The 26,189-nt window shown below is 59.4% G+C and carries 15 protein-coding genes; 7 read left to right on the top strand and 8 right to left on the bottom strand.

What is annotated here, in order from left to right; translation table 11 throughout:
• Positions 1–308: 308 nt before the first annotated feature.
• Complete coding sequence (locus N8H74_RS07925; protein ID WP_217832015.1) at positions 309–1,934, bottom strand: methyl-accepting chemotaxis protein; 1,626 nt, start codon at positions 1,932–1,934, stop codon at positions 309–311.
• A gap of 276 nt (positions 1,935–2,210) precedes the next feature.
• On the opposite strand from N8H74_RS07925, the gene N8H74_RS07920 reads away from it, so the two are divergent.
• From N8H74_RS07920 to N8H74_RS07910, 3 genes are all read left to right on the top strand, one after another.
• Entirely contained in the window at positions 2,211–2,441 is a 231-nt protein-coding gene (locus tag N8H74_RS07920) for a hypothetical protein (protein ID WP_217832017.1), read from the top strand.
• Positions 2,438–2,737 (top strand): cell division protein ZapA, encoded by a 300-nt coding sequence (locus N8H74_RS07915; RefSeq protein ID WP_217832018.1) that lies wholly within the window; start codon positions 2,438–2,440, stop codon positions 2,735–2,737. Before N8H74_RS07920 ends, N8H74_RS07915 begins: the two co-directional genes overlap by 4 nt.
• Before the next feature lie 103 nt (positions 2,738–2,840).
• Positions 2,841–4,778, top strand: coding sequence for a methyl-accepting chemotaxis protein (locus N8H74_RS07910; protein ID WP_262146847.1), 1,938 nt, complete (start codon positions 2,841–2,843; stop codon positions 4,776–4,778).
• A gap of 224 nt (positions 4,779–5,002) precedes the next feature.
• On the opposite strand, the gene N8H74_RS07905 is transcribed toward N8H74_RS07910, so the two are convergent.
• Both N8H74_RS07905 and putA read right to left on the bottom strand, forming a co-directional pair.
• Complete coding sequence (locus N8H74_RS07905) at positions 5,003–6,805, bottom strand: acyl-CoA dehydrogenase (protein ID WP_262146846.1); 1,803 nt, start codon at positions 6,803–6,805, stop codon at positions 5,003–5,005.
• 143 nt (positions 6,806–6,948) lie between these two features.
• Positions 6,949–10,902 carry a trifunctional transcriptional regulator/proline dehydrogenase/L-glutamate gamma-semialdehyde dehydrogenase gene (putA, locus tag N8H74_RS07900; protein ID WP_262146845.1) on the bottom strand — a complete coding sequence of 1,318 codons (3,954 nt, stop codon included), beginning with the start codon at positions 10,900–10,902 and terminating at the stop codon, positions 6,949–6,951.
• A gap of 458 nt (positions 10,903–11,360) precedes the next feature.
• Here putA and putP point away from each other — a divergent pair, with 458 nt between their 5' ends.
• The 4 genes from putP (at position 11,361) to N8H74_RS07880 (ending at position 16,481) form a co-directional block, all read left to right on the top strand.
• Positions 11,361–12,845, top strand: a complete 1,485-nt coding sequence (gene putP / locus N8H74_RS07895; protein WP_217832024.1) for a sodium/proline symporter PutP — start codon at positions 11,361–11,363, stop codon at positions 12,843–12,845.
• Between the two features lie 259 nt (positions 12,846–13,104).
• Entirely contained in the window at positions 13,105–15,120 is a 2,016-nt protein-coding gene (locus N8H74_RS07890; RefSeq protein ID WP_262146844.1) for a type VI secretion system tip protein VgrG, read from the top strand.
• On the top strand, positions 15,110–15,835 hold the full coding sequence (locus N8H74_RS07885; protein WP_262146843.1) for a DUF4123 domain-containing protein: 726 nt from the start codon (positions 15,110–15,112) through the stop codon (positions 15,833–15,835). Before N8H74_RS07890 ends, N8H74_RS07885 begins: the two co-directional genes overlap by 11 nt.
• Positions 15,836–16,163: 328 nt before the next feature.
• Positions 16,164–16,481, top strand: a complete 318-nt coding sequence (locus N8H74_RS07880; protein ID WP_262146842.1) for a hypothetical protein — start codon at positions 16,164–16,166, stop codon at positions 16,479–16,481.
• A 103-nt stretch (positions 16,482–16,584) separates the two neighbouring features.
• Here the strand turns inward: N8H74_RS07880 and N8H74_RS07875 are convergent, their stop codons facing one another.
• From N8H74_RS07875 to tssI, 5 genes are all read right to left on the bottom strand, one after another.
• Positions 16,585–17,610 carry a hypothetical protein gene (locus tag N8H74_RS07875; RefSeq protein WP_262146841.1) on the bottom strand — a complete coding sequence of 342 codons (1,026 nt, stop codon included), beginning with the start codon at positions 17,608–17,610 and terminating at the stop codon, positions 16,585–16,587.
• Positions 17,611–18,032: 422 nt separating this feature from the next.
• Positions 18,033–18,374: a hypothetical protein gene (locus tag N8H74_RS07870; RefSeq protein ID WP_262146840.1), complete on the bottom strand. Its 342-nt coding sequence runs from the start codon at positions 18,372–18,374 to the stop codon at positions 18,033–18,035.
• A gap of 1 nt (position 18,375) precedes the next feature.
• Positions 18,376–23,292 (bottom strand): RHS repeat-associated core domain-containing protein, encoded by a 4,917-nt coding sequence (locus N8H74_RS07865; RefSeq protein ID WP_262146839.1) that lies wholly within the window; start codon positions 23,290–23,292, stop codon positions 18,376–18,378.
• The gene (locus N8H74_RS07860) at positions 23,289–24,029 is read right to left on the bottom strand and encodes a DUF4123 domain-containing protein (RefSeq protein ID WP_262146838.1); all 741 of its coding nucleotides are present in this window, start codon (positions 24,027–24,029) and stop codon (positions 23,289–23,291) included. Before N8H74_RS07860 ends, N8H74_RS07865 begins: the two co-directional genes overlap by 4 nt.
• Positions 24,019–26,061 (bottom strand): type VI secretion system tip protein TssI/VgrG, encoded by a 2,043-nt coding sequence (tssI, locus tag N8H74_RS07855; RefSeq protein ID WP_262146837.1) that lies wholly within the window; start codon positions 26,059–26,061, stop codon positions 24,019–24,021. The genes N8H74_RS07860 and tssI overlap by 11 nt, the downstream gene beginning before the upstream one ends.
• Positions 26,062–26,189: the final 128 nt, after the last annotated feature.

Here is a 26,189-nt window from a genome sequence, read left to right as displayed (position 1 = left end):
GCAGTACTCCGGAAAGCGTTAAGACGGGCGCAAACTGACCATGCAGTCTGCGTGCCAGCGATTCTAACCTGTTGAAATGTGATGCTGTCAAAAAGGTTTTTGCGCAGGCGTTCTCGGGTGTCGGGTTCGGCTGGCGATTACTGCCCTCGCCCTGACCCTCTCCCGGAGGGAGAGGGGACTGATCGGGGCGCTTTTGCGAAATGCATCGACCTGAAATATCGAGCCGAACTCAAGATCTGAAAGTCCCCCGATCTGCGCCCTCTCCCTCCGGGAGAGGGCTGGGGTGAGGGGGCTCTTGATCTTGCCTCTTACAGGCTGAACCGCCCAACCATGTTGTTCAGATCCAGCGCCAGACGCGACAGCTCATTGCTCGCTGCACTGGTCTGATTCGCCCCGGTCGCCGATTGCACCGACAGGTCGCGGATGTTCACCAGGTTGCGATCCACTTCCCGCGCTACCTGCGCCTGCTCTTCGGCCGCGCTGGCGATCACCAGGTTGCGCTCGTTGATCTCGACGATGGCGGTGTTGATGGTGTCCAGCGACAGGCCGGCGCCACGGGCGATGTTCAGGGTCGACTCCGCGCGTTCGGTGCTGTTGCGCATCGAATCCACGGCGTGTTCGGTGCCGCTCTGGATGCTGCCGATCATCCGCTCGATCTCGCTGGTCGACTGCTGCGTGCGGTGAGCCAGGGCGCGAACTTCATCGGCGACCACGGCAAACCCGCGACCGGCTTCACCGGCACGGGCCGCTTCGATCGCGGCGTTGAGGGCCAGCAGGTTGGTCTGGTCAGCCAGCCCGCGAATCACATCCAGCACCTTGCCGATGTCGCGGGATTCGTTGGCCAGATCACCAATCAGGGTCGCGGTGCTCTGCACGTCGGCGCTCATGCGTTCGATGGCGCTGACGGTTTCCTGCACCAGATCACGGCCGTCACCGGCAGAGGTGGTGGCGTTTTTCGAGGCTTCCGAGGTGCTGACGGCGTTGCGCGCGACTTCTTCCACGGCGCTGGTCATCTCGTTCACCGCCGTGGCGGCCTGCTCGATTTCGTTGTTCTGCTGGGTCAGGCCACGGGCGCTTTCGTCGGTGACGCTGTTCAGCTCTTCGGCGGCGGACGCCAGTTGCGTGGCCGAGCCGGAAATCCGCTGCAAGGTATCGCGCAGCTTCGACTGCATCTTCGCCATGGCCGCCAGCAGGCGCCCGGCTTCGTCGGTGCCATCGACGTGGATCGGCTGGGTCAGGTTGCCCTCGGCGATGGTTTCCGCCGCATCCAGCGCTTTCGAAATCGGCTTGGTGATGCTCAGGGTCAGCAGCCAGGCGAACAGGATCGTCAGACCGGTAGCGATCACCAGCAGCGTCACCACCAGGTTGAAGGCCGAAGAGTACTGGTCGGCGGCCTGCTGGTTGGTGTCGAGGGTCTGCTGGGTGTTGATCTCCAGCAAGCGGTTGAGCACGGTATTGACCGCTTCGGAATTGGTCAGCAGATCGGTGTTGAGCAGGTTGCGCAGTTCATCCACCTGATTGTTGCGCGACAGGGTTTTCATCCGGTCTTCGATCTGGCGGTACTGGCCCAGCAACTGCACGTATTGATCGTAGGCCGCGCGCTCCTGCGCACTGGTGATCAGCGGCTCATAAATGGCCTGGGCCTTGCGGATCTGCTGGTTGCGCGTCTCCAGCAGTTCGATGGTTTTCTGTTGGACATCCGGCTCACGGTTCACCAGCAAGCGGTAGGACAGCACGCGCAGACGCAGGGTCAGTTGCGTGAATTCGTCGAGGCTCTTGATGCTCGGCACGCTGCTGGTGGTGATGTCCTCGGCGGCGCCGCGGATCTTGCTCATCTGGTTCAGGGCGAACACCCCGAGGATCAGCATCAGGCCGCCGATCAGGGCGAAACCGGTGAACGCGCGAGGCGCGATATTCATGTTGCGAAGGGACATGGCGGGATACCAGGAAGGGCCGCATCCATGCGGGCTGAAACGGCTGTTGAGTGACTTATCGGTCATACGACTAAAGTCTTGAGTACCCGTGCGGATTTGTCGCATGCGGCGCCCGGCGACGAAGTGCAGGAACAAGATCGGCAAATCGCAGTCTCTAACACTCGCGAGAACGGTCGACCGCCAGGAAAATCAAGGTCTTGCGCCGGTTTAACCCTGGCATCCACGACGACTTTTCTTTATCGTACGCGCCCTTTGAAAAACGCTTGGAAAATCAAAATGTTGGAAGCATCCCTCAGCCAATTGGAACAGCTCGTCAGCGACCTGGTGCAACAGAACCAGACCTTGACGCAAACCAACCAGACCCTGTCCACGGAACTGGCCCAGGCCAAGGATGAAAACGAAAGCCTGCAACTGAGCCTGATGGAACAGGAAGAGAAACACGGTGCCACCGCCGCGCGCATTCAGGCGCTGGTTGATCGTGTCAGCGCAGGTCCTGTCGGCGCATGAACCACGGAGCAGGGGTAAAGGTCATCTCCATCCTCGGGGAGGACTATTCGATCAAGGCGCCGGCCGGGGAAGAACAGACCCTGCTGGACGCGGCATTGATGCTCAAGGCTGCGCTGGCCGACACCAAGAAGAAGTACCCGACCCTGATCGGCGACCGGCTGCTGGTGCTGGCGGCGATGAATCTGTGTTCGCAGCAGATTGAGATGAAGAAGCAGCATCAGGAAGAACTCGAACGTTACCAAGAGCAAGTCAGCGCCACGGTCGAGACCATCGCCAAGACCATCAATCAGGGTTGATGGAATTGTTGGGCACAACCAAAGAATAAATTGTCGACGATCGTTGTATACAATCGGCACGGCTGTTGCAGTGTTTCAGCCTCTTATTCTTTGGGGGTGCTCCATGCAGTTCTGGCGTCGCAGTATTCAGTGGCAGTTGATCCTCGGCATGGGCACCGCCCTGCTGGTGAGCATTCTGATCGTGGTTGGCATTTATACCCTGGTGGTCAACCGCCTCGCCCAGAGCTATCTGGTCGAGCAGGCGCTGCCGTCGAGCATCGAAGCGACGCGCAACGACATCGAACGCATCCTTATCCAGCCGCTGACGGCCGCCAAGGACATCGCCAGCAACTCGATGGTGCGCGACTGGCTCGCCAGCGGTGAAGACAGCAGCAAAACCGCAGCCTTCGTGCAGTATCTGGAAGGCATTCGCGCCGAACACAAAGCCTTTACCGCACTCATCATCGGCACTCAAACCAGCCACTATTTCACCGAAAAGGGCCTGGATCGCACTCTCAGTCGCTCCAACCCGGCTGACGCCTGGTTCTATTCGTTCCTCGACAGCGGTCAGCACCGCACCTTGAATATCGACAATGACGCGGCCACCGGAGAGCTGGCGCTGTTCCTCGATTTGAAAGTGGAGCAGGCCGGCAAAGTGGTCGGTGTCGCGGGGCTCGGCCTGAGCATGAAAGAGCTGTCGGAGCTGATCCACAACTTCAGCTTCGGCGAGCGCGGCAAGGTCTATCTCGTGCGTTCCGACGGTTTGATCCAGGTGCATCCCGAAGCGCAATTCAGCGGCAAGCGCACCTTGAGCGAGCAGATCGGCGCGACGGCCGCGCAAGCGGTGATGGGTCAAAAAACCGCTGTGAACTCCGTCTTCCAGCGCGATGGCGAAGACTTCCTCGCCTTCAGCCTGCCCCTGCGTGATCTGGGCTGGACCCTGGTGGCCGAAGTGCCACAGTCGCAGATCTACGCCGAAGCCCGGCGGGCGATGTGGATGAGCAGCGGCATTGGTCTGGCGGTGGCGCTGGTATGCCTGGCGCTGGTGGTGTGGCTGGCCCAGGGGCTGGTGCGGCCGATTCGTCAGGTAACAGCCGCGCTGGTAGCGATCGGTAGCGGTGGTGGAGATTTGACCCACCGGTTAGATTCCAGCCGCGCCGACGAGCTGGGCGACCTCGCTCGCGGCTTCAACCGGTTCCTCGACAGCCAGCGCGCCATGATCGGTGAAGTGCTGACCACCAGCGAACGCTTGCGTGTCGCGGTCGGCCAGGTCGCCAGGGTTGTGGATAACACCGCCGAGCGCTCCGGACGTCAGCAGGAAATGACCGACATGGTCGCCACCGCTGTCCACGAAATGGGCCTCACCGTGCAGGAAATCGCGCAGAACGCCGGCAACGCCGCCGTCGCCTCGCAAACGGCCCGCGATGAAGCCTTGCAGGCGCGAGAAGTGGTGGGCGGTTCGATTCGCCATATAGAAAGCATGTCCGATGAAATCGGTGTCGCGGCGGGGGCGGTCGGTGAGCTGGCGCATCAAGTGGCGTCGATCGATCAGGTGCTGGCGGTGATTCGCGGGGTTTCCGAACAGACCAACCTGCTGGCCCTCAATGCCGCCATCGAAGCGGCGCGCGCCGGAGACATGGGCCGTGGTTTTGCGGTGGTGGCGGACGAAGTGCGCACCCTGGCGCGGCGTACCCAGGCCTCCACCGACGAAATCCAGCAGATGATCGGCAGCCTCAAGCAGGGCGCGGAAAACGCGGTTTCGTCGATGCGCACCGGCCAGGCTGCGACGGGCACCGGGGTGGAGTCGAGCCAGCGTACCGGGGCGTCGCTGACGGCGATTACCGGGCAGGTCGAGCGCATCAGCGACATGAACCATCAGGTGGCGACGGCCACCGAAGAGCAGTCGGCGGTGACCGAGGAAATCAACCGCAACGTGCAGGGCATATCCGATCTGGCCCGGGCGACGGCGGGGGAGGTCAGGGCCTGTCGCGAGGACTGCCAGATGTTGCAGCGGCTGGCGGATGATCTGGCGCGGCAGATGGGTGGGTTCAGGTTGAGCTGAAGCTGAAAGTCAAAAGCCCCTCTCCCGGAGGGAGAGGGGACTGATCGATGTGGCTTTGAGGAGTGTGTGCACCCGTCAGAACTGGGTTGGCTGCCAGACCGAGTCGATTATGGGGTCGCCGAAGACCTTTCAGGTCGGCGTATCTCTACAGCATCCCCCGGTTGGCTCCCTCTCCCTCTGGGAGAGGGTTGGGGTGAGGGTCTGGGGCACTCTGCGGTTTAAGATCAGAACCACTCATCCCGCATCCCCAGGCACGTATCATCCCGCGCCTCCAGCAACGCCAGCTCCTGATGACACCCTGGCACTTCCCATGTCAGGAAATACCGCGCCGCCTGCAACTTGCCCTTGTAGAAATCCACATCCGCCGTATTCCCCGCGGCCAAGCCTTCCTCGGCCCGGATCGCCTGCTCCAGCCAGCGCCAGCCGATCACCGTATGCCCGAACACTTTCAGGTACAGCGCCGAATTCGCCAGGCTGCTGTTGACCTTGCCCTGCGCCAGGTCGGTCAGCAGGCCGAGGGTCACGCTTTGCAGGCGCGCCACCAGTTTCTCCAGTGGCTCACGCAGGGCGTCCAGCGATTCGAACGTGCGTGCGCGCTCGGCGGTTTCGGCGATCAGGCGGATCAGTTGCTTGAGTCCCGCGCCGCCGTTCTGCGCCAGTTTGCGCCCGAGCAGATCCAGCGACTGAATGCCGTGGGTGCCTTCATGGATCGGGTTCAAGCGGTTGTCGCGGTAGTACTGCTCCACCGGGTATTCGCGGGTATAGCCGTGGCCGCCGAGAATCTGGATCGCCAGTTCGTTGGCCTTCAGGCAGAACTCCGACGGCCAGGATTTGACGATCGGTGTCAGCAGATCCAGCAACTCATGGGCTTGTTTGCGCTCGGCTTCGCTGTCCAGGGTCGTGGTGTCGTCGAACAGCCGCGCCGCGTACAAACCGAGGTCGAACGCCCCTTCAACGTAGGATTTCTGCGTCAGCAGCATGCGTCTGACATCCGCGTGCTGAATGATTGCCACCGGCGCGGTGGTCGGGTCCTTGCTGTCGGGCACCCGGCCCTGCGGGCGTTCGCGGGCGTACTCCAGCGAGTACAGATAGCCGGCGTAGCCGAGCATCACCGCACCCATGCCGACACCGATCCGTGCCTCGTTCATCATCTGGAACATGTAGCTCAAACCGTGATGCGGTTTGCCCACCAGATAGCCGACACACTCACCGTTATCGCCGAAGTTCAGCGCCGTCGAGGTGGTGCCGCGCCAGCCCATCTTGTGGAACAGCCCGGCCAGCAGCACGTCGTTGCGCTGGCCGAGGCTGCCGTCATCGTTGACCAGGAACTTGGGCACGATAAACAGCGAAATGCCTTTTACGCCGGGCGGTGCGTCCGGCAGCTTCGCCAGCACCATATGGACGATGTTTTCCGACAGCGGGTGATCGCCGCCGGAGATGAAGATCTTGTTGCCCTTGAGGCGATAAGTGCCGTCCGGCGCAGGCTCGGCGCGGGTACGAATATCCGACAGCGAGGAACCGGCATGGGGTTCGGTCAGGGCCATGGTGCCGAAGAAACGCCCGTCGATCATCGGTTGCAGGAAGCGGCGTTTCTGCTCTTCGCTGCCAAAGCTTTCGATCAGGTTGGCCGCGCCCATGGTCAGGAACGGGTACGACGTCGAGGCCGCGTTGGCTGACTGAAAATGCGCGAAGCAGGCCTGGGACAGCAGCGTAGGAAGTTGCATCCCGCCGGCGTCGAAGCTGCGTGCGGCGTTGAGGAAACCGGCCTCGAGAAACGCATCCACCGCCGGTTTCACCTCGGGAATCAGAATCGCCTGACCGTTCTCGTAGCGCGGCTCGTTCTCGTCACCCTTGCGGTTGTGCGGCGCGAAATACTTCTCGGCGATGCTGCGGGCGGTGCCGATGGCCGCATCGAAGGTTTCGCGGTTGTGCTCGGCAAACCGCTCGCGCCGGGTCAGGCCTTCGGCATCGAGGACTTCATATAGCTCGAAAGCCAGATTGCGGGAACTGAGCAGCGTCTCGGACATGGCGGCTTACCTTTTTTTGGAATGGGCCGAGTCTAGGTGTGCGAATAAAGGTTGAACAGGAAGATTGATAACGGTGATGGAGAGGCCAAAAAAATGGGCGCCGGTGAGGGCGCCCATTTTTATTTTGCTGACCGGGTCGTTGATTAACCGATGGTCATCAGACTGGCATTACCACCCGCCGCTGCGGTGTTGACGCTCAACGCCCGCTCGATCACCAGGCGCTCCAGCGCCACGTTGGTCTCGCCCTGGGACAAGCCCTGAACGCCAACGATGGCACCGGCGCGTTTGGCGACCTGCTGGCAGACCGCGCGCAACTGGTCGGAATGGCCGTGATGCAGAACGGCATCGAACACCACATCGTCCTTGTTCCAGTCGGAAACCCGTTTGATCCGCGCCTGAATGTCCTTTGGCAGGCGTGCGAACAGGGCCTTGCCGGCGTCGGATTCCGGCCAGACTGCCGAACCACCCACGGCCAGTACCGCCGCCAGTTGCGTCAGCAGGTCACCTTCGACTTCCGCCAGGCACAGCACATGTTCGCGCGGCAGGATCGCATAGCTGTTGCGTTCGCCGGTCGGGCCGGCCAGCACGCGGGTGATGCCGCTCTGGGACTGCGCCGCGAACTGCACGCACAGAGTGCTCAGGTCGGCGAACTTGTTGCTGTCGGCCCAGGCTTTCAGGGCGGTCAGCGGTTTGCTCATGGCGTCGCGCAGACGCACATCCGGCGCCACGGCAGCATCAACGCGAGCGAAGGATTGTTCGATGGCGTCGGTAGGACGTGTCGACAGCAGACGGTACAGGTACAGCGGGCCACCGGCCTTCGGACCCGTCCCCGACAGGCCTTCGCCACCGAACGGCTGGACGCCGACCACGGCACCGACGATGTTGCGGTTGACGTAGACGTTACCGGCATTGACGGTGTCGATGACCTTGGCGATGGTCTCGTCGATGCGGGTATGCACGCCGAGGGTCAGGCCGTAGCCGGAAGCGTTGATCTGGCCGATCAGTTGATCGATCTCTTTACGCTTGTAGCGCACCACGTGCAGCACCGGGCCGAAGATCTCGCGCTGCAACTCGTCGAAGCTTTCCAGTTCGATCAGGGTCGGCATGACGAAGGTGCCGCGTTTGACTTCTTCGCTGTCGGCGATTGCCACCTGGTACACGTTGCGACCTTTGTCGCGCATGCCCTGGATGTGCTTCTCGATGCCGGCCTTGGCTTCGGCGTCGATCACCGGGCCGATGTCCACGGCCAGACGCTCCGGGTTGCCGAGGCGCGATTCGGCCATGGCGCCCTTGAGCATTTCGATCACACGATCGGCGGAATCTTCCTGCAGGCACAGGACGCGCAGGGCCGAGCAACGCTGGCCGGCGCTGTCGAAGGCCGAGGACACCACGTCGATCACCACTTGTTCGGTCAGAGCCGAAGAGTCGACGATCATGGCGTTCTGGCCGCCGGTTTCCGCGATCAGCGGAATCGGCCGGCCCTGGTTGTCCAGGCGTCCGGCGATGTTGCGTTGCAGCAGCCGTGCAACTTCGGTGGAACCGGTGAACATCACGCCTTTGACGCGCTCGTCGCCCACCAGACCGGCGCCGACGGTTTCACCGCGACCCGGCAGCAGCTGTAACACGCCTTCCGGAATCCCGGCTTCGAGCAGCAGGCGCACAGCTTGCGCGGCGACCAGCGGGGTCTGTTCGGCCGGTTTGGCCAGCACCGGGTTACCGGCGGCCAGTGCGGCGGCGACCTGACCGCTGAAGATCGCCAGCGGGAAGTTCCACGGGCTGATGCACACCACCGGACCCAACGGGCGGTGAGCGTCGTTGCTGAAATCGTTGCGTGCCTGCACCGCGTAGTAACGCAGGAAATCGACGGCTTCGCGGACTTCGGCGATGGCGTTGGCGAAGGTTTTGCCGGCTTCGCGAGCCAGCAGGCCCATCAGCGGCTGGATCTCGCCTTCCATCAAGTCGGCGGCGCGTTCCAGAATCGCGGCGCGTTCGGCGGGCGGTGTGGCCTGCCAGATCGGCGCGGCGTTCAGGGCGCACTGGATGGCGTTGTCGACGTCTTCGACGGTGGCTTCTTGCACATGGCCGACCACGTCGCGGTGATCCGACGGGTTCAGCACCGGCGCCGGCGTTTCGCTGCTGGACGCGCAACCGAGCATCGGTGCGGCTTTCCAGTTGTTGTGAGCGGTTGCCAGCAGGGCACAGGACAGCGACGCCAGACGATGTTCGTTGGCCATGTCGATGCCGCTGGAGTTGGCGCGTTCGGACCCATACAGGTCACGCGGCAGCGGAATGCGCGGGTGCGGCAGGCCGAAACCCCCTTCCACGGTCGCCATCTGCTCGATGCTCGCCACCGGATCGGCCACCAGTTCCTGAATCGAAATCGACTGGTCGGCAATGCGGTTGACGAACGAGGTGTTGGCGCCGTTTTCCAGCAGGCGACGTACCAGATACGCCAGCAGGGTTTCGTGGGTGCCGACCGGAGCGTACACGCGGCACGGACGGTTCAGCTTGCCTTCGGAGACTTTGCCTACGACTTGTTCGTAAAGCGGCTCGCCCATGCCGTGCAGGCACTGGAATTCGTACTGGCCCGGGTAATAGTTCTGACCGGCAATGTGATAAATCGCCGACAGGGTGTGGGCGTTGTGCGTGGCGAACTGCGGGTAGATGACTTCCGGCACCGACAGCAATTTGCGGGCGCAGGCGATGTAGGAAACGTCGGTGTACACCTTGCGGGTGTAGACCGGATAGCCTTCCAGGCCTTCGACCTGGGCACGCTTGATTTCGCTGTCCCAGTACGCGCCTTTCACCAGACGGATCATCAGGCGATGACGGCTGCGGCGCGCCAGGTCGATCACGTAGTCGATCACGTACGGGCAACGCTTCTGGTAGGCCTGGATCACGAAACCGATGCCGTTCCAGCCCGTCAGTTGCGGTTCGAAACACAGGCGCTCGAGCAGATCCAGCGACAGCTCGAGGCGGTCGGCTTCTTCGGCGTCGATGTTCAGGCCGATGTCGTATTGCTTGGCCAGCAGGGTCAGCGACAGCAGGCGCGGGTACAGCTCTTCCATCACGCGCTCGTACTGGGCGCGGCTGTAGCGCGGGTGCAGGGCCGACAGCTTGATGGAAATGCCCGGGCCTTCATAAATCCCGCGACCGTGGGAGGCTTTGCCGATCGAGTGGATCGCTTGTTCGTACGAGGCCAGGTACTTCTGTGCGTCGTGTTCGGTGAGCGCGGCTTCACCGAGCATGTCGTAGGAATAGCGGAAACCCTTGGCTTCGAACTTGCTCGCGTTGGCCAGGGCTTCGGCGATGGTTTCTCCGGTGACGAACTGCTCGCCCATCAGGCGCATGGCCATGTCGACGCCCTTGCGGATCATCGGCTCGCCGCTCTTGCCGATGATCCGGCTCAGGGACGAAGTCAGGCCGGCTTCATTGTGGGTCGACACTAGTTTGCCGGTCAGCAGCAGGCCCCAGGTCGCGGCGTTGACGAACAGCGAAGGGCTGTTGCCCAGATGCGGCTGCCAGTTGCCGGTGCTGATCTTGTCGCGGATCAGCGCATCGCGGGTGCCCTTGTCCGGGATCCGCAGCAGCGCTTCGGCCAGGCACATCAGCGCCACGCCTTCCTGGGACGACAGGGAAAATTCCTGCAGCAGCCCCTGAACAATGCCTGCACGACCGCCGGCACTTTTCTGGTTACGCAGTTTTTCCGCGATGTTTGCTGCGAGTTTGTTGGTGGCTTCGGCCATCGGTGCCGGCAGGCGCGCCTGCTCGATCAGCATCGGCACCACTTCCGGCTCGGGACGGCGGTAAGCGGCGGTGATGGAGGCGCGCAGCACCGATTGCGGGAGGATGCTTTCGGCAAATTCGAGGAAGCATTGATGGGCGTGGTCGGTATGGACGTCGCCGGCATCGTCGCTGTCTTTTGCGGTCAAACCGCTCAGCTCGGTCAGGATTGCACCACCCTCGAGTTTTTCCAGGTAATTGAAAATTGCCTGCTTGATCAGCCAGTGCGGTGTGCGATCAATCGAGGTCGCGGCAGCCTTCAGGCGCTCGCGGGTCGGGTCATCGAGTTTGACCCCAAGGGTGGTGGTAGCCATATTTTTATCCTCATGGTTGCCACAGTTGCGTGGCATCAGCTGGCGGCAAGATTAGCCGTGAGCCGAAAGAGGTGCAACCGGGTGCAACCCTTTTTTTGTCGGAATAATCCGCAGCTTGTCAGGAATTAAATTCTGGAACGAAAGTACCGCTCCTGTTTGGTGCTTTTGCTTCTAGCCAAGCGTTTTTACTGCATCAAAAGGGAGCAAAAACCGCTGCTTTTGCGCTTTATCGGACTAGGTGCAACTAATTCTCAAGAAACTGGTTGCACCACTTTTGCATTGTTGAATAGGATTCGCGGCCAAGGTGCAACCGAGGATAACCCGGTGCGCCGGCCGATGGCTTTCCTGGGGAAACATCGGTCATAAATGCGCGGGGCCAGCAATCGTCTGTCAGGCAACAGTCTGCGAACGGTTCAACCACCGCCGCTACATAAAAACAAAGCCAGGGCCGTAACGTAATGAGCGCAAGCAATCCAACCCTGATCACGTTCGTGATCTACATCGCAGCAATGGTGCTGATCGGCTTCATGGCCTATCGCTCCACGAAAAACCTCTCTGACTACATTCTTGGCGGCCGCAGCCTGGGCAGCGTCGTCACGGCCCTGTCCGCCGGTGCTTCCGACATGAGCGGCTGGCTGTTGATGGGCCTGCCGGGCGCCATCTACATGTCCGGTCTGTCCGAAAGCTGGATCGCCATCGGCCTGATCGTCGGCGCCTACCTGAACTGGCTGTTCGTCGCCGGCCGTCTGCGGGTGCAGACCGAGCACAACGGCGATGCGCTGACTCTGCCGGACTATTTCTCCAGCCGTTTCGAAGACCACAGCGGCCTGCTGCGGATCATTTCCGCGGTGGTGATTCTGGTGTTCTTCACCATTTACTGCGCCTCCGGCATCGTGGCCGGCGCCCGCCTGTTCGAAAGTACCTTCGGCATGTCCTACGAGACAGCGCTGTGGGCCGGTGCGGCGGCGACCATTGCCTACACCTTCGTCGGCGGTTTCCTCGCGGTGAGCTGGACCGATACCGTACAGGCCGGCCTGATGATCTTCGCCCTGTTGCTGACGCCGATCATCGTGCTGCTGGCGACCGGTGGCGTCGATACCACGTTCCTGGCTATTGAAGCCAAGGATCCGGCGCACTTCGACATGCTCAAGAACACCACCTTCATCGGCATCATCTCGCTGATGGGCTGGGGCCTGGGCTACTTCGGTCAGCCGCACATCCTGGCGCGTTTCATGGCCGCCGACTCGGTGAAGTCGATCGCCAACGCCCGTCGCATTTCCATGACCTGGATGATCCTGTGCCTGGCCGGCACCGTGGCCGTGGGCTTCTTCGGTATCGCCTACTTCTCGGCGCATCCGGATGTTGCCGGCCCGGTCAGCGACAACCACGAGCGCGTGTTCATCGAACTGGCGAAAATCCTCTTCAACCCATGGGTTGCCGGTGTGCTGCTGTCGGCCATTCTGGCGGCGGTCATGAGTACCCTGAGCTGCCAGTTGCTGGTGTGCTCGAGCGCCCTGACCGAAGACTTCTACAAGACCTTCCTGCGTAAATCCGCTTCGCAACTGGAGCTGGTCTGGGTCGGTCGCGCCATGGTACTGGTGGTTGCGCTGATCGCCATCGCGATGGCCGCCAACCCGGAAAACCGCGTGCTGGGCCTGGTGTCCTACGCCTGGGCCGGTTTCGGTGCAGCGTTCGGTCCGGTGGTGCTGATCTCGGTGATCTGGAAAGACATGACCCGCAACGGCGCGCTGGCCGGCATCCTGGTCGGTGCGATCACCGTGGTGCTGTGGAAACATTTCGAACTGCTGGGCCTGTACGAAATCATCCCGGGCTTCATCTTCGCCAGCCTGGCGATCTACTTCGTCAGCAAAATGGGCGAGCCGAGCACTGGCATGGTCCAGCGCTTCGAAGCCGCCGAAAGGGACTTCCACCTGAACAAGTGATTGCGCTGAGCGTTCACTGACAGGAAAACGGCCCGTCTCCTACAGGAGGCGGGCCGTTTTTTTATGCTCACAATCTCCAGCCGCTTTATGGGGTGGGCCTGGCGATATTTCTGAAGGGTGTGTCTGTAGTTCCGATTGCAAATTTCGGAAGGTTTTTTCGACAGTGAAAGTAGGGCAAATCTGTTTTTTCTGTCACTGGGTCTGCACCCCTTGCCCCTCATGCAGAATCGCCCGCCTTCATTCTGCAGAGAGACACCGGATGTTCGCGCCTGCCAATCAACCGCGTTTCACGTTGACCCTCGAAGGCGCCCAATCTGACCTCAAAGTCCTTGAGTTCACGGGCAAGGAAGCCATCAGCCAACCCTATCGTTTCGAACTGGAACTGGTCAGCGAAAGGCCGGATCTGGACCTCGAAAGCCTGCTGCACTGTCAGGCGTTTCTGAATCTGGATGCTGAAGGATCCGGTATCCACGGTCAGATCTATCAGGTCGGACAGGGCGATTCCGGCAAGCGTCTGACCCGTTACCACGTCAGCCTTGTTCCGCGTCTGGCCTACCTCGGTCATCGAATCAACCAGCGGATTTTCCAGCACCTGAGCGTGCCGCAGATCGTTGTGCAGATCCTCAAGGATCACGCGATCCTGCGTGATGCCTACGAATTTCGCCTGGGCGGCGATTACCCTGCGCGGGAATATTGCGTGCAGTACGCCGAAAGCGATTTGGCGTTTATCCAGCGTCTGTGCGCCGAAGTCGGCATTCATTACCACTTTCAACACAGCCCGGACGGACACCTGCTGGTGTTCGGCGACGATCAGACGGTGTTCCTGCGTCTGCCCGAGCCCACCCTGTACCTGCCGGGCAGCGGCATGGCGGCCGGGGCGCCAGCGATCAAGCGCTTCAACGTGCGTGTTGAAACCCGTACCAGCGTGGTCACCCGGCGTGACTACAACTTCGAAAAACCGCGCCTGCAACTGGACAGCCGCGCTGAAGCCGAGCGACGACCGGTGCTGGAAGACTATCGCTTCCCCGGCCAATTCAACGAGCGTGAGTCCGGCAGGCAACTGGCCCGGCGCAGCCTTGAGCGATACGGCGCCGATTACCGTCAGGCCGAGGGCCGCAGCGATCAATCCGCACTGTCCAGCGGACATTTCCTGCAACTGGTCGAGCATCCGCGTACAGACTGGAACGATCTTTGGCTACTCACTGCCGTCGAGCACCATGGGCGACAGCCGCAAGTGCTGGAGGAATCAGTTACCAGCGATGGCGAAGAATTCCAGGGTTACCGTAATACCTTTCTCGCCACGCCGTGGGAGGTGTTCTTTCGTCCGCCACTGGATTCGGCAAAACCACGGATGCTCGGCTATCAACCGGCCGTCGTGACCGGGCCGAAGGACAGCGAAATCCATTGCGACGAGTACGGTCGGGTCAAGGTGCAACTCGCCTGGGACCGTGACGGCGAACTCAATGAGCATTCCAGTTGCTGGCTGCGAGTCGCCACCGGTTGGGCGCACGACCGTTACGGCAGCGTGCTGATTCCACGGGTTGGCATGGAGGTGCTGGTCGGGTTCATCGACTCGGATGCCGACAAACCGCTGGTCATGGGCTGCCTGCCCAACGCTGCGACCCCGGTGCCGCTCGATCTGCCGGCCGACAAGACCCGCAGTATTTTCCGTAGCCAGAGTAGTCCGGGCGGCGGGGGCTACAACGAATTGCGCATCGAGGATCGCCAGGGTGCCGAGGAAATCTACCTGCGCGCCCAGCGAAACTGGACGCAGCATGTGCTGCACGATCAACAGGTGCAGGTCGACAATCAGCGCAGCATCGTGGTCACCGGTCTGGCCAGGCATGAACTGAAGGCCGACGAACAGCGCATCACCCACGGCCAGCGCCAGACCGAAGTGAAGCAGGACGACCACTTGTCGGTGGCCGGCGACCGGCATATCCGCGTTAACAACCAGGCGCTGACCGCCAGTGGGCAATTTCATGTCAGCGCCGGTCAGCAAGTGGTCATTGATGGCGGCGCGAGCGCGACGATTCAGGCCGGTGGCCAGTGGATCAACATCGGTCCCGGCGGCATTTTCAGCAGTGTGCCGATCCAGGTCGGCGGCGCGCCGATGGCGGCGATGAGTGCTGCGCCGCAGGTGCCAGGGTTGCCGGAGAAGTTGCTGGCGGCGCCTGCGGCCATGCTGACTGCTGCGCAAATCATGAGCCTGAAAGGCAATGCGCCGTTCTGCGAAGAGTGTGAGCGCTGCAAGGACGGTGTCTGTGCCGCCTGATCTTCAGCCGCGCGAATGGCTGGCACGCCAACCGCTGAAATCCTCGGAGCAATTGTTTGCGATCTTCAGCAATGCCAGCGCTGCCGAGCCGTTCAAGGCCTGGCAACGTTCGGAAGTTGCCCAGGCGCCCAGCGCTGTGTGGGCTGAGACGATCTATGCCGAGTGGGATGCGGTCATGCCCTATGTGGGAATTGTCAGCGCAGACAGTGAGTTTCTCGATTGGGTGGCGACCACGGAATCCCGCGATTGGGGTTGGCTGGCGGTGTCGTCGGCAAGCCTTGAAGTGCTGATCGAACATTTGCGCAGCTTGACCCAAGTGCGGATGCCGGACGGCAAAGCGGTGTTCTTCCGTTTTTGGGATGGGCGTTTTTTGCTGCCGATCCTGCAATCGGAAGCCGTGGAGGCGGCGCGGTTGTTGTCGGTGATCGGGCGTGGTTGGATCAACGGGCAGGCCGTTGAGATCGGGGGCAGGGCGCTGGCGTCGGGGCGGGTTTTCCCTTGGTGGCAGGTGCCTGAGGCGCTGCTGGCGCAGGCGGGGAATGAGGTCCGGATTGCCAATGCCTTGCAGTGGTTGAGCGAAGAGCATCCGCTGTTGTTCGAGGCGTTTCCCGAGGCGGTCCTGTATCGCAAGGTCGGGCGGTTTTTTCGGGTTTCGGCGTCGGAAGAGTCGTCGCAATCGTCGTTGTTGGCTTACTTGCTGGACGAGGCGGAGTGAAATTTCCGGGCGAAGCCTTCGGACATTTCCTTCGAGTTGCGGCGGTTTTCATGAACTGGTGGGCGATGGGGCGCAGGGATAGTCTTTTCGTTGTCACTGCGAGAGTGGTGGCAGGGTGTAGGAACCCTTTACCTATGGTGCATCAGTGCTGTTGTTGATTTGCTGCGCGCAATTTGTGTCAGCAATGTCGTTAGCGGCAGCTGTGTGCGGGGCACGCTTCGGCGTGGCCGAAATCCCATGGGTCGGTTCCTACCCTCGCGCACGGCTGCCACCCAATCCCGTAGGAAGGAGCGTGGCGGTTTATTTTCACATTCCATGGAAGATAGGCATGACGACACTGAAATCCGATCCACCCTACGAAAAAATCCTCCCCCATCCGAGCAACCGCTTCATGGCCCTGACCAGCAATTGCAGCGATATGCCCACCCTGTTCATCGACACCCACGCCCCGCTCGACATCCTGATGGACGCCGCCAACTACCGAATTCGCGCGGTTATCCAGGTACTGGAAAACATGTGCATGCGCGGCTCGGTCGAATGCGACTCGGTGATCCTCAGCGACTTTGCCCAACTCTGCGCGATTCCACTGCGTGATGGCTGTGATGTGCTAGACGTGATTGGAAAACGCTTGCGCACGCATCCTTAGCGCAAGTCTTGCCGTAGATCCTTCCAGCATCGGTTTTTGGAAGGATCATTCAGTCAGGCGAGAAGATTTCAGTTTTGCAAATACTGAACTGCGGCTCCCGTTATCAGACTTCTTTTCTCCAGGCTGACAGGGTAATGACGACGCCGTCTTCCTCCTTGTTTTTTATTTCAACTTTGTAGGTGCCGCCGCCGGTATAGCCTTCAACCAGCGCTCCTGACTCATCGCCGCTGATTTCGGCATCCTTGGCCCGTGCCTTGTAAAAGTCGATGACATCGTAATAGTCGGAGTAAGTGCGCAGGATGACCTCAAAGTCATGCCGTGGACGTCCGGCAATCTCATCCAGATCCCCGTAAATAGGCGCCCCCTTAAGACCTGGCGTGGTGAATACACCGTCCGCACCGGCACCAACCAGATGAGCACGCTGAGGAAGCACGGCGAGCATCGCTTTCGGAAACGTCGCGGGGAGCTGCTTTGGGGTCCAGCCTTCTTTACCTGGGGTTGTAGTGACGTATTCCACCTTCGCGATCTTTTGCGCGCCAGCCCGTGTTTCGGGATCTTCGCTTTCTGCCATGATCGACATCATCGGTGGTAGTTCATTACTCCAGCGCGTCAGCGGCTCTGCATCGTGATGATTTGCCCCTTCAGGCTGAAAAATCGTGAGCACCGTATCCGGCAGCTCATTGCAAGTTAATGGCTCCTCACGGGACTTGACCGTGCAATGTCCATTGACCAAACCCACAGCCAGTACCTGACCTTTCTCATCCAGCATCAACGCCGCGCGTTCACGGCCATTGTTGCCGTCGTCCATAGCGGTAATGACTTTCCGACCCGCAGGCACGTTGTCGGTAAATACCGAAAATTCGGAATCAAGTGCTTCAAGGACTTGCTGGACGATCAGGGTATCGTCGTTGGTGTAACTGCCGGTGGAGTAACCCAGGAAGTCGACCAGTGCAGAGCGGATGGCCGGATCTTCATTAAGTCGCGGAGGGCGTGGAGGAGCGGGATCGTTAGTGAGCAACAGCACTGTCGTGCCATCCGGTCGTTTTTCTGAGCGGAGAGACAGGGCTGTAGCGTCTAGGGTGAAGGCTAAAGCAAAGAGAAATGCGAGGGAGCGGGTGATGGTTTTCAAGTTACAGTCCTTTGTTTGGGCGGAGCGAGTACTAATTGCAGGTGGTAGGTTAGTTTTTTGCGGTGGTATCTAAAAATGGATGGTTATGATTTTATTGGCTAATAACATGGGACTAATGAATTTAATGCACTGCAAATGTATTAATTAAAGATTTTCAGTTCGCCGTGATGTGAGGCTATCCAAAATTAAGCTGGTTTTTTGCGATTTCTGTTTGTCATGCATTAAAGATTTTCTAATTCCACCGGGTAGCCATTTTTTTAATTCTGTTGAGCTCAGCCTCAAATTAAAATTTTGAGGTGCTCTCGTTATTTTTTTCGTGGTTTTTTTCTTAAAGCAAAAAGCCAGATTGGCGAGAACTGAAAGCTTATTAAAAAGCAGTGTCCGCGATCAGAGATTCGCTACATCATCGGCTTAGGCACTCTTTAAATGTCAGAGCTATTTAATTCATTTAGCATAACTTCTTCACTTATTTTTATGTCATCCAAGTTGCTGGGATCTACAGAGCCCCAGTCTTCGTCATCGCCAATTTCAATTATTGTCAGTGGGATATTCTTGCTTTGAAAAAATTTAATTATCGCCCTTATTTTTTTGTCATGCTCCATATGGTCGCTCAGATAGAGTTGACATGTGTAAAAAAAACCCTTTTCACCCATTGCTAGCATGTTTGATGCGCTGCCAACAGCCCATCCAAGTGTTTTGTGCAAGAATTTCGTTGCTTCTACATCTTTTATAGGGTTGCTGCACGAAATGCTTATCTTAGGCATGTCAAAATTCCTCTGGAACTAGGGGGTTGAGTGGCTTACCCATTGTGTCATTTTGAAAGTTGCCACCATGCCAGCGATACAGATGTTCGCTTTTTGTAGCTGGGTAGATGTTTAGTTTGCTGTCGGCCAGTTGTGGGTAATCGAGAGCATTATACATGTGATGTCCCTCTATTGGCTTGTCGTTAAACTTTGGAGTCTTGCTGTTTAGAATGTCTTCTTTTTGTTCATCTGACCAATCCCTTGTTCCAGGCTCGCCTCTCTTGAGCCTATTTTTTTCATCAACCCAAAAGCTTCTAACACCTTTCCGTCTTCTCAAGCTGAAGCGTCTATCCCAGTCATAATGAGCCATCTCATCTTGAGTTGCCGTTCTGTTTGCAATTTTACCTTCTATCGCTTTTTTATTCGGTCCGCTTAACGGTTTATAAGGGGTATCGTAACTTGGTACTTCCGGCGCGCCCTCATCGACAGCTGCTTTAGCACTGGCGTCCTTGGCCCCAATCGCTGGATCATCCCCACCAGATCCCAGGCACTCCAACCCCAGCGGATCCACCCATCCCGTAGGGTTAGGCACGTATTGGTAGTTGTTCAACCCACCCGCCAGCTTGATCGGATCCGGCGTCAGGAACCGTCCAGTGCCCGGATTGTAGTAGCGGTGCCGGTTGTAATGTAACCCTGTCTCCGCATCGAAATACTGCCCCTGAAAGCGCAGCGGGTTATCGATCTCGTTGACGTCGAGCGCTGCCAGGTTGCCATACGCTCTGTACTTGACCGACCACATGATCTCGCCGCTGTAGTCGGTGAGTTCTTGCGGCGTGCCGAGGTGGTCGAGTTGGTAGTAGAACGGCGTGGCTTTCAGTGGGCCTTCGCCATCCAGCATCGCCAACGGGCGGAAGCTGCCGGGTTCGTAGATGTAGCTGCGATAGCGGTTGTCGGCGCTTTCGGCGATCAGGCGTTCACCTTGCCACAGGAATTCGGTGGTGTGGCCGTCGACGGTTTTTTCGATGCGACGGCCAAAGGCGTCGTATGTGTAGCTGGCGTTGCTGCCGCCCGGCAGGCTGACGCCGATCAGGCGGTGTTGGCAGTCGTAGCGGTATTCGGTGACGAGTTTCTGCCCGGCGCCGCGACGTTCGCGGATCAGGTTGCCATAGGCGTCGTAGTCGTAATGACGGTCGCCCTGCATTAGCAGGCGGTTGCCTTTGACGTTGGCCTGGTTGGCGACGGGCAGGTCGTTCTGGCCAAGGAGGTTACCGGCCGGGTCGTGGGCGAAACTCTCTGGGGTGGCGCCGCGAACGCTGATCAGACGATCAAGCGGGTCGTAGTGGTAGCTGCGATTGCCCTTGCGGCTGTCGTCGATACCGGCGAGATTGCCATTGGCGTCGTAGGCGTAGCGGCGCTGGAACAGGTTCTTGTCGCGTTGATCGACGCTGTGCGCTTGCAGGCGCCCCTGGTCGTCGTACTGATACTGGCTGAGCAGCGAGCCCTGCTGACGCTGTTGTTCGCGACCGGCGCTGAACCGGTGGCTGGTCAGGCGCGAGCCGTTGAGGTCGATGCTGGCGAGCTGACCACCGGGCAGGTGACGGTAGTCGAGTTTGCTGCCGTCGGGGAGGCGGCAGTGGCTCAGCTGACCGATGTTGTCGTATTCGTAGCGCAGAGTGCCCCAGCCCTGATGTTCGGTAATAAGGCGATCTTGCAGATCGTATTCGTAGGCGAGGGGCCAGTGGCCGTCGTCGACATTGACGAGGCGGCCAAGCGCGTCGTAGCTGTAGTGGACCTCCTCACCGTCAGCCAGTGTCTTCACCAGCAGTCGGCCGGCGGCATCGCGCTGGTATTCGGTCACCAGTTCGCTGCCTTCGTCGCCGAATTCGGTTTTCTTCAGCAGCTGACCGTTGAGGTCGTATTCATAGGCTGTGCGGCGGCCATCGAAACCGGTTTCCTGTTGGATCAGGCCGTTCGGGTGATAGGCGAGTGAGTAGTGTTCGCCGCGCTCGTTTTCGATCTCGGTGAGCAACAGGCGCGAGTTGTCATAGCGGTAGCGCAACTGGCTGCCATCCGGGTTGATGCGGCGGCTGACCAGATGCAGGTTGTCGGTGTATTCGTAGCGGGTGACGCGGCCGAGTTCGTCGCGTTCGGCGGTGACTTTGCCGTACGCGTTATAGGCGAACGCTCGGGTCGCCCCACCCGGCAGGGTGATCTGGGTCAGGCGATCGACCGCATCCCATTGGTAATGGGTGATGGCACCGGTTTCGTCCTGGCGGGTGATTTGCCGGCCCTGGGCGTCGTAACGATACTTGCGTTGACCGCCATCGGGCAGATGTTCCTCCAGCAATTGACCGAGATTGTTCCAGCCCAATTGGTGACGGCTGCCATCGGGGTGGCGAATTTCTAGTAATTGGCCCTGACGGTTGTAGCGGTAGGATGTTTCGTTACCGAGAGGGTCGATTTGTTGCGTGATATCGCCTTGGAGATTGCGCTGATATTTCCAAGTCGCACTGCCTCGCTTGGCTGTGCGTAGGAAACCATTATGGTATTGGTAGCTGATCGGCTTGTCCTCGGGTGGGATGACCGCGATCAGGCGTCCGGCTTCGCTGTATTGATATTCGGTAATTGCGCCGAGTGGATCCTTCTCGGCAATCAATCGGCCTTGTTCGTCATATGCTTTTTTTGTTTCTGCACCGTTTGGATCAGTCTGGCTGATCAGACGGGCGTTTTTGTCGTGAACATAAACCTGCTCGCAGCCATCGGCATCGACGACAGTGACGATACCGTTGTCGTCCCACACATACCGGGAGTCGATTTGCGCAATGTTGGACCACTGGCGGACGCAGCGGGCGGCTTTGCCTTCGCGTTCCCACTCCCAGTGAAAGCTTGCGCCGCCGGCGAGTTGGCGTTGCTGAATGACGTGTTGATCGTTGTAGCGGTAATGCTCGGTTTCGCCGGCAGCGTTGGTCGAGGCGACCAATTGGTTCTGCGAGTTGTAGCGATAGGTGACCAATGTCTGAATGGTCAGCCATGGGTCCTGGCGTTCGCCGCGATCGTTGTACTCCGAGCGCTGTTGCTGGTAATCCACTGCGACGACATGCCGGTTGTCGTAACGCAGCAGCAGGGAGCGACCAGCTCCGTTGTCAATGCGTTGAATACGGTCGACTAGATCATGGCTGATGTGCAGCCGGTTGTCGTAGGCATCACTAATGGTGGTCAAGCGACCGGCGCGAAAGTGATAGAAACGTGGACTTGATCCTGCTTGGGTTAGGATTAGTTCGCCGGGTGCATCTCCTAGGTATATCGCCGCTTCAGCGAGACTATTGGTGATGCTTGGCAGTTGCTTCGTCGGCAATGGAAACCGGGTCTGTCGGTTTTCGTTGTCGATCCACAATACACCTTCATCGTCTATTTGCAGGTGATGAGACAGGGAATGGCTCCAGCCAAATCCCAGACGATTGTCGTTTTCTACTGCGCTGGTACGGTACAGCCGGGTCCAACTCAAGGGCAACAAGCCGTCGAGTTCGCCGTCGGTGAGAGTCAGCAGTTCTTCACCGGTCACCATCGAGATGGGGTCGCCTTCGCAACGAGTGTTCTTCGTGCATTGCGACGGTTGATTTGCTGGATTCTTGGATTGATTGGGTACGTCATTGACTGGTTCTTGTTTGACCAGCAGGCTTTGCGGTTCTGTTTTTTTCCGAGTAAATACTGAAGCGTTTGGCTCTTTCAGCGTAGGGGTGTCGGCTGTTTTGGGAAGAGGTGCAGGTGCGGGGCCACCACCAGCATCGGGACTGATGGACAGAGGAGCTTTTTTGCTTGCGTCCAGTGGCGCGTTCTTGGCCTTTAGCATCACCGGCTTGGACAGTTCCGTATGGGCCGGGAGGCTATGCTTGCCGCTTGCCTTCATTAACTGCTCAGCCAACTCTTGTAGATATTTGAGTGCTCCGCCAGGTTTTATTTTACTAATGGCTTTAGTTCCCAAGCGAACGGCCAGGCCAGCACCGCCGGTAAGGCAGATGCCGATGACCACGTTGATCAGGAACTCTATGCCAATGCTTGAAATCACGTTAGCGATCACCTGTGGCGGCAACATGCCTACCCAGGCAACAATCGCGGAGATGTAAATGAACATCAGTGGTTCGTCATTGAGTATCAACAAAGCACACGCGATGGCTTCTTTAGAAGTGGCGTACAGCTTTTCGAGTTCGATGCTTGATAAATAGCCACCAAGCTTCTTGGCATTACCTATCGGATCCGCCAGAAGACCAACAAGGTCTTTCAAGTCATCCCATAAGCCAAGCAGCGCCTGTTCGAGGCTATCGAGCGCTTCTTGCAGCAGAATCATTGCGCGCCCTGTGCGATCCGCTACGGAATAAGCATTCCATTGAGGTTGGAACTTGCTCGTCCATTCGCTTTTCAACCAGCTTTCGAGATCGCTAATTACACCTTTGTAAGAGCTATAAAGCGCTTTGACATCGCTCTCCGAGACATCTGGAAAAAAGGTGATGCGATAGAGTTTGCCCGGCATGCAGTTTTCGATGACTTCGATACCACTAGGGCCAATCTTTTTATTGATTGGCGCCCCTACCACGGAATACCCAATCATCGCTTTCTCTACCTGTTCGAGGCGAACCGGAGTATTCCCGATGGGCACGTAGCGTGCAGTTTCGAATGCATGGATCAAGGTGAATTTACCGTCTTTTGGACACACGGCAAATGTTTCGACAGCACCCTTCTTGGTCTTGCGTTGAGTTACGCTGACCTCGTTTCCGACCTTAAATTTCTGGTCGACGTCCATGGCCCAGCCTGTCCAGAAACCGTCGGCCCAATTCTGGTAGTCACTCAGGCAGTTTTTGAAATCCTTGAGAATCACGTTCACGTCAGGCGCCTTGGCATCCAGTACCTGAAGAACCAGGGTTCCAAATGGGCTGCTAATCATGCGTTGACTTCCTTTGTCAGCTGGGCAGCGAGTTGCTCTGCCATATCGTCTGTATTCGGGTTTTGGCGGACGAAGCGCTCGACCTTTCTGCGCAGGTTGGCTTCGGGAAATTCGAAATACAGTTCCGGGCAATCCTCTGCCAGCCACTGCATCAGGTTCTCGACAACGGTGGTGTTGTCCTTTTTAGCGAGCAGGTCCAGGAGTGACTGGGGCACCTCCCACCAGGGCCACTCTTTTGCGGGCGGCACCATTCTTCGCCCGACTTCCAGGCTATGACCATTGACCAGGTAGCGTTCGAACACCGGCAGGACTTCGCCGGCGGCCGCGCCCAGCGCCTCGATGATCGGACAGATATGCCGGCCGTCCCAGAAGCGAAAAAACACCTCGGTAGCATCCGGCATGCGGACTTGGGTCAAGCTGCGCAGGTGCTCCAGAACCAGATCCGGCGCACTGGTAGAGACGGCCAGCCAGCCCCAATCCAATGCGTCGGTTTGCGCGATCCACTGCAGAAACTCCGTATTGGGAGAAATTTCCGCGAGATAGGGCATCACCGGTTGCCAGTCGGCGTAGGGCGTTCCGCCCCAGATGGGCAGCAGCTGTGGCGCCGTATCCTGCTGGTAAAAGGGTTTGAGAGGCTCGGCATCACTCGCCGCACTGATGACCAGATACAACCGCTCGCCGCTTTGCAGCGGCTGTTGTGCCAACCATTTCTGGGGTGTCAGTCGATCAGATGGCACAGGCACCTGCCTTGCATTTCTCGCATTCTTCGCAGAACGGCGCGTTGCGTTTGAGGGTGTTGATCTGGGCCGGGGTGAGGACCTGGCCGGCCTTGTCGGCGTCGGCCTGTTTCAGCACGCCGGGCATCAGCGGGGCGGCGGGGGTGCCGCTGCCGGGACCGCCGCCGGAGTTCATCTTGATCGCCGGGCCGCTCAGGGTGACGCCGCTGGCGTCGATCTTGATGAAGCTGCCGCCGCCGATCAGGGTCAGTTCGCTGCCGGCTTCGAGCACGACTTTCATGCCGCTGCTCAGGTGGATTTCCTGGCCGGCGTCGATGAACTGGCCGGTGCCGATCTTGATGTGCTGGTTGACGCCGACGGTCAGGTGGTCGTTGGCGCGGGCCTCGACCTTGCGGTCGGCGTAGACGGTGCGGTGTTCCTCGGCCTTGAACTCGCTGTAGCTGTTCTTTTCGACGGTGTCGTGGCGTTCGTTGCCGACGCGGATCTTCTGGTCGTGCTCGACGTTCTCGTCCCAGTCGCGCTGGGCGTGCAGGAAGATCTGCTCCTGACCTTTCTTGTCCTCGATGCGCAGCTCGTTGTAGCCGCCACCGCCCATCGAACTCAGGGTCTTGAAGGTGCTGCGGGTCTTGTTCGCCGGCAGCTCGTAGGGGACGGTGTTTTCCTTGTGGTACAGGCAGCCGCTGATCAGCGGCTGGTCGGGATCGCCCTCAAGGAAGGTCACCAGCACTTCCATGCCGATGCGCGGGATGGCGATGCCACCGTACTGGGCGCCGGCCCAGGCGCTGGAGACGCGCAGCCAGCAACTGGTCTTGTCGTCGGCCTGGCCTTCTCGGTCCCAGTGGAACTGGACTTTCACCCGACCGTATTCGTCGCAGTGGATTTCCTCGCCCTTCGGCCCGGTGACCACGGCGCTCTGGCTGCCGAGGATGCGCGGTTTCGGGTGGCGCAGCGGTGGGCGATTGGGCACGTCCCACGGCGTGGCCTGGAAGCGGTTGCGGTAGCCCTGGTGGAAATCGTCCTTGAGCGCCGTGGTGTCGCTGGACACCGACTCCTCCAGCACTTGCGGCTGCTTGCCTTCGTGGAGGACTTCGGTGAGCAGCCACAGGTCGTTCCATTTGGCCTTCGGGTGTTCGCTCAGGGCGAGAAAGTGCCCGCTGACCAGCAGCGGCTGATCGCTCTTGCCCTCGGCGAGCTGGAAGTCGCTGCGGTGACGTTCGAGGGCACGCTTGGCCAGGTGCTTGCCGCGCTCGCGGTCCACGAAGCGGCCTGGGTAGTCGTAGTCCTCGAGGTCGGGCAGGGCGTCGCCACGGTTTTCGCTTTCGAGGGTGATGCGCGGTTTTTCGAAGTCGTAGTCGCGGCGGGTAGTGCGGCTGGTGCGGGTTTCCAGGCGCAGGTCGAAGCGCTTGATCACCGGGTTGCTGGCGACCATGCCGGAGTCTTGCTGGTAGGCCACGGGCGCCAGTTTCGGGAACACCGTCTGGTCATCGCCGAACACCAGCTTGTGCGCCGTGGCGCTGTGCTGGAAGTGGTAGTGGATCCCTTCTTCCTCGCACAGGCGCTGGATGAAATGCAGGTCCGATTCATCGTATTGCACGCAGTAGATGTGCTCGGGATAAACCGAACCGGTCTTGAATGCGTAGGCGTTGCTCTGGATGCCGTGCTCTTCCAGGACCATGCCGATGATTTTCGGCACGCTGAGGTTCTGGAAAATACGCTGGTTGACCCGATGCGCCAGGTACGCCAGTTGCGGGCGCAGGGTCACCGAATAGCGCGTCAGGCGCTTGCCGGAATCGCCTTGCGCGGCGCGGTAGATCAGGCCATGGATGCCGCTGCCGTCAGGCGACAGTTGCAGGAAGGCCGGTTTGTGCAGGAGGGTTTCGAGATCCAGCGACGGCTGCTCACTGACCAGCTCCACCTCGAAGACGAACGGCTGGCTGACGGCTTCCCGACCTTGCAGGGATAACACCTGAAAGTCGCTGGAAAGCCCTTCGATGGTCAGGGCAAAGTGGGTTTCATTGGCCGGCGCGAACATCCCTTGTTCCTCGTGCGTACATGCTGCGCTCGTCGACCACCGCAAGGTGCCAACGCACGCGAAATTCTGGAGGGGCGTAAACAACATCGACCAGCAGGGCTGGTCGATGCTTGTAACGATCAGCCGTA

This window comes from Pseudomonas sp. B2M1-30 (assembly GCF_025447575.1).
In the GTDB taxonomy this organism is placed as follows: Bacteria; Pseudomonadota; Gammaproteobacteria; order Pseudomonadales; family Pseudomonadaceae; genus Aquipseudomonas; species Aquipseudomonas botevensis.
The sequence above is the reverse complement of the archived record's forward strand: the minus strand, read 5'-3'. Positions and strand labels throughout refer to the sequence as shown.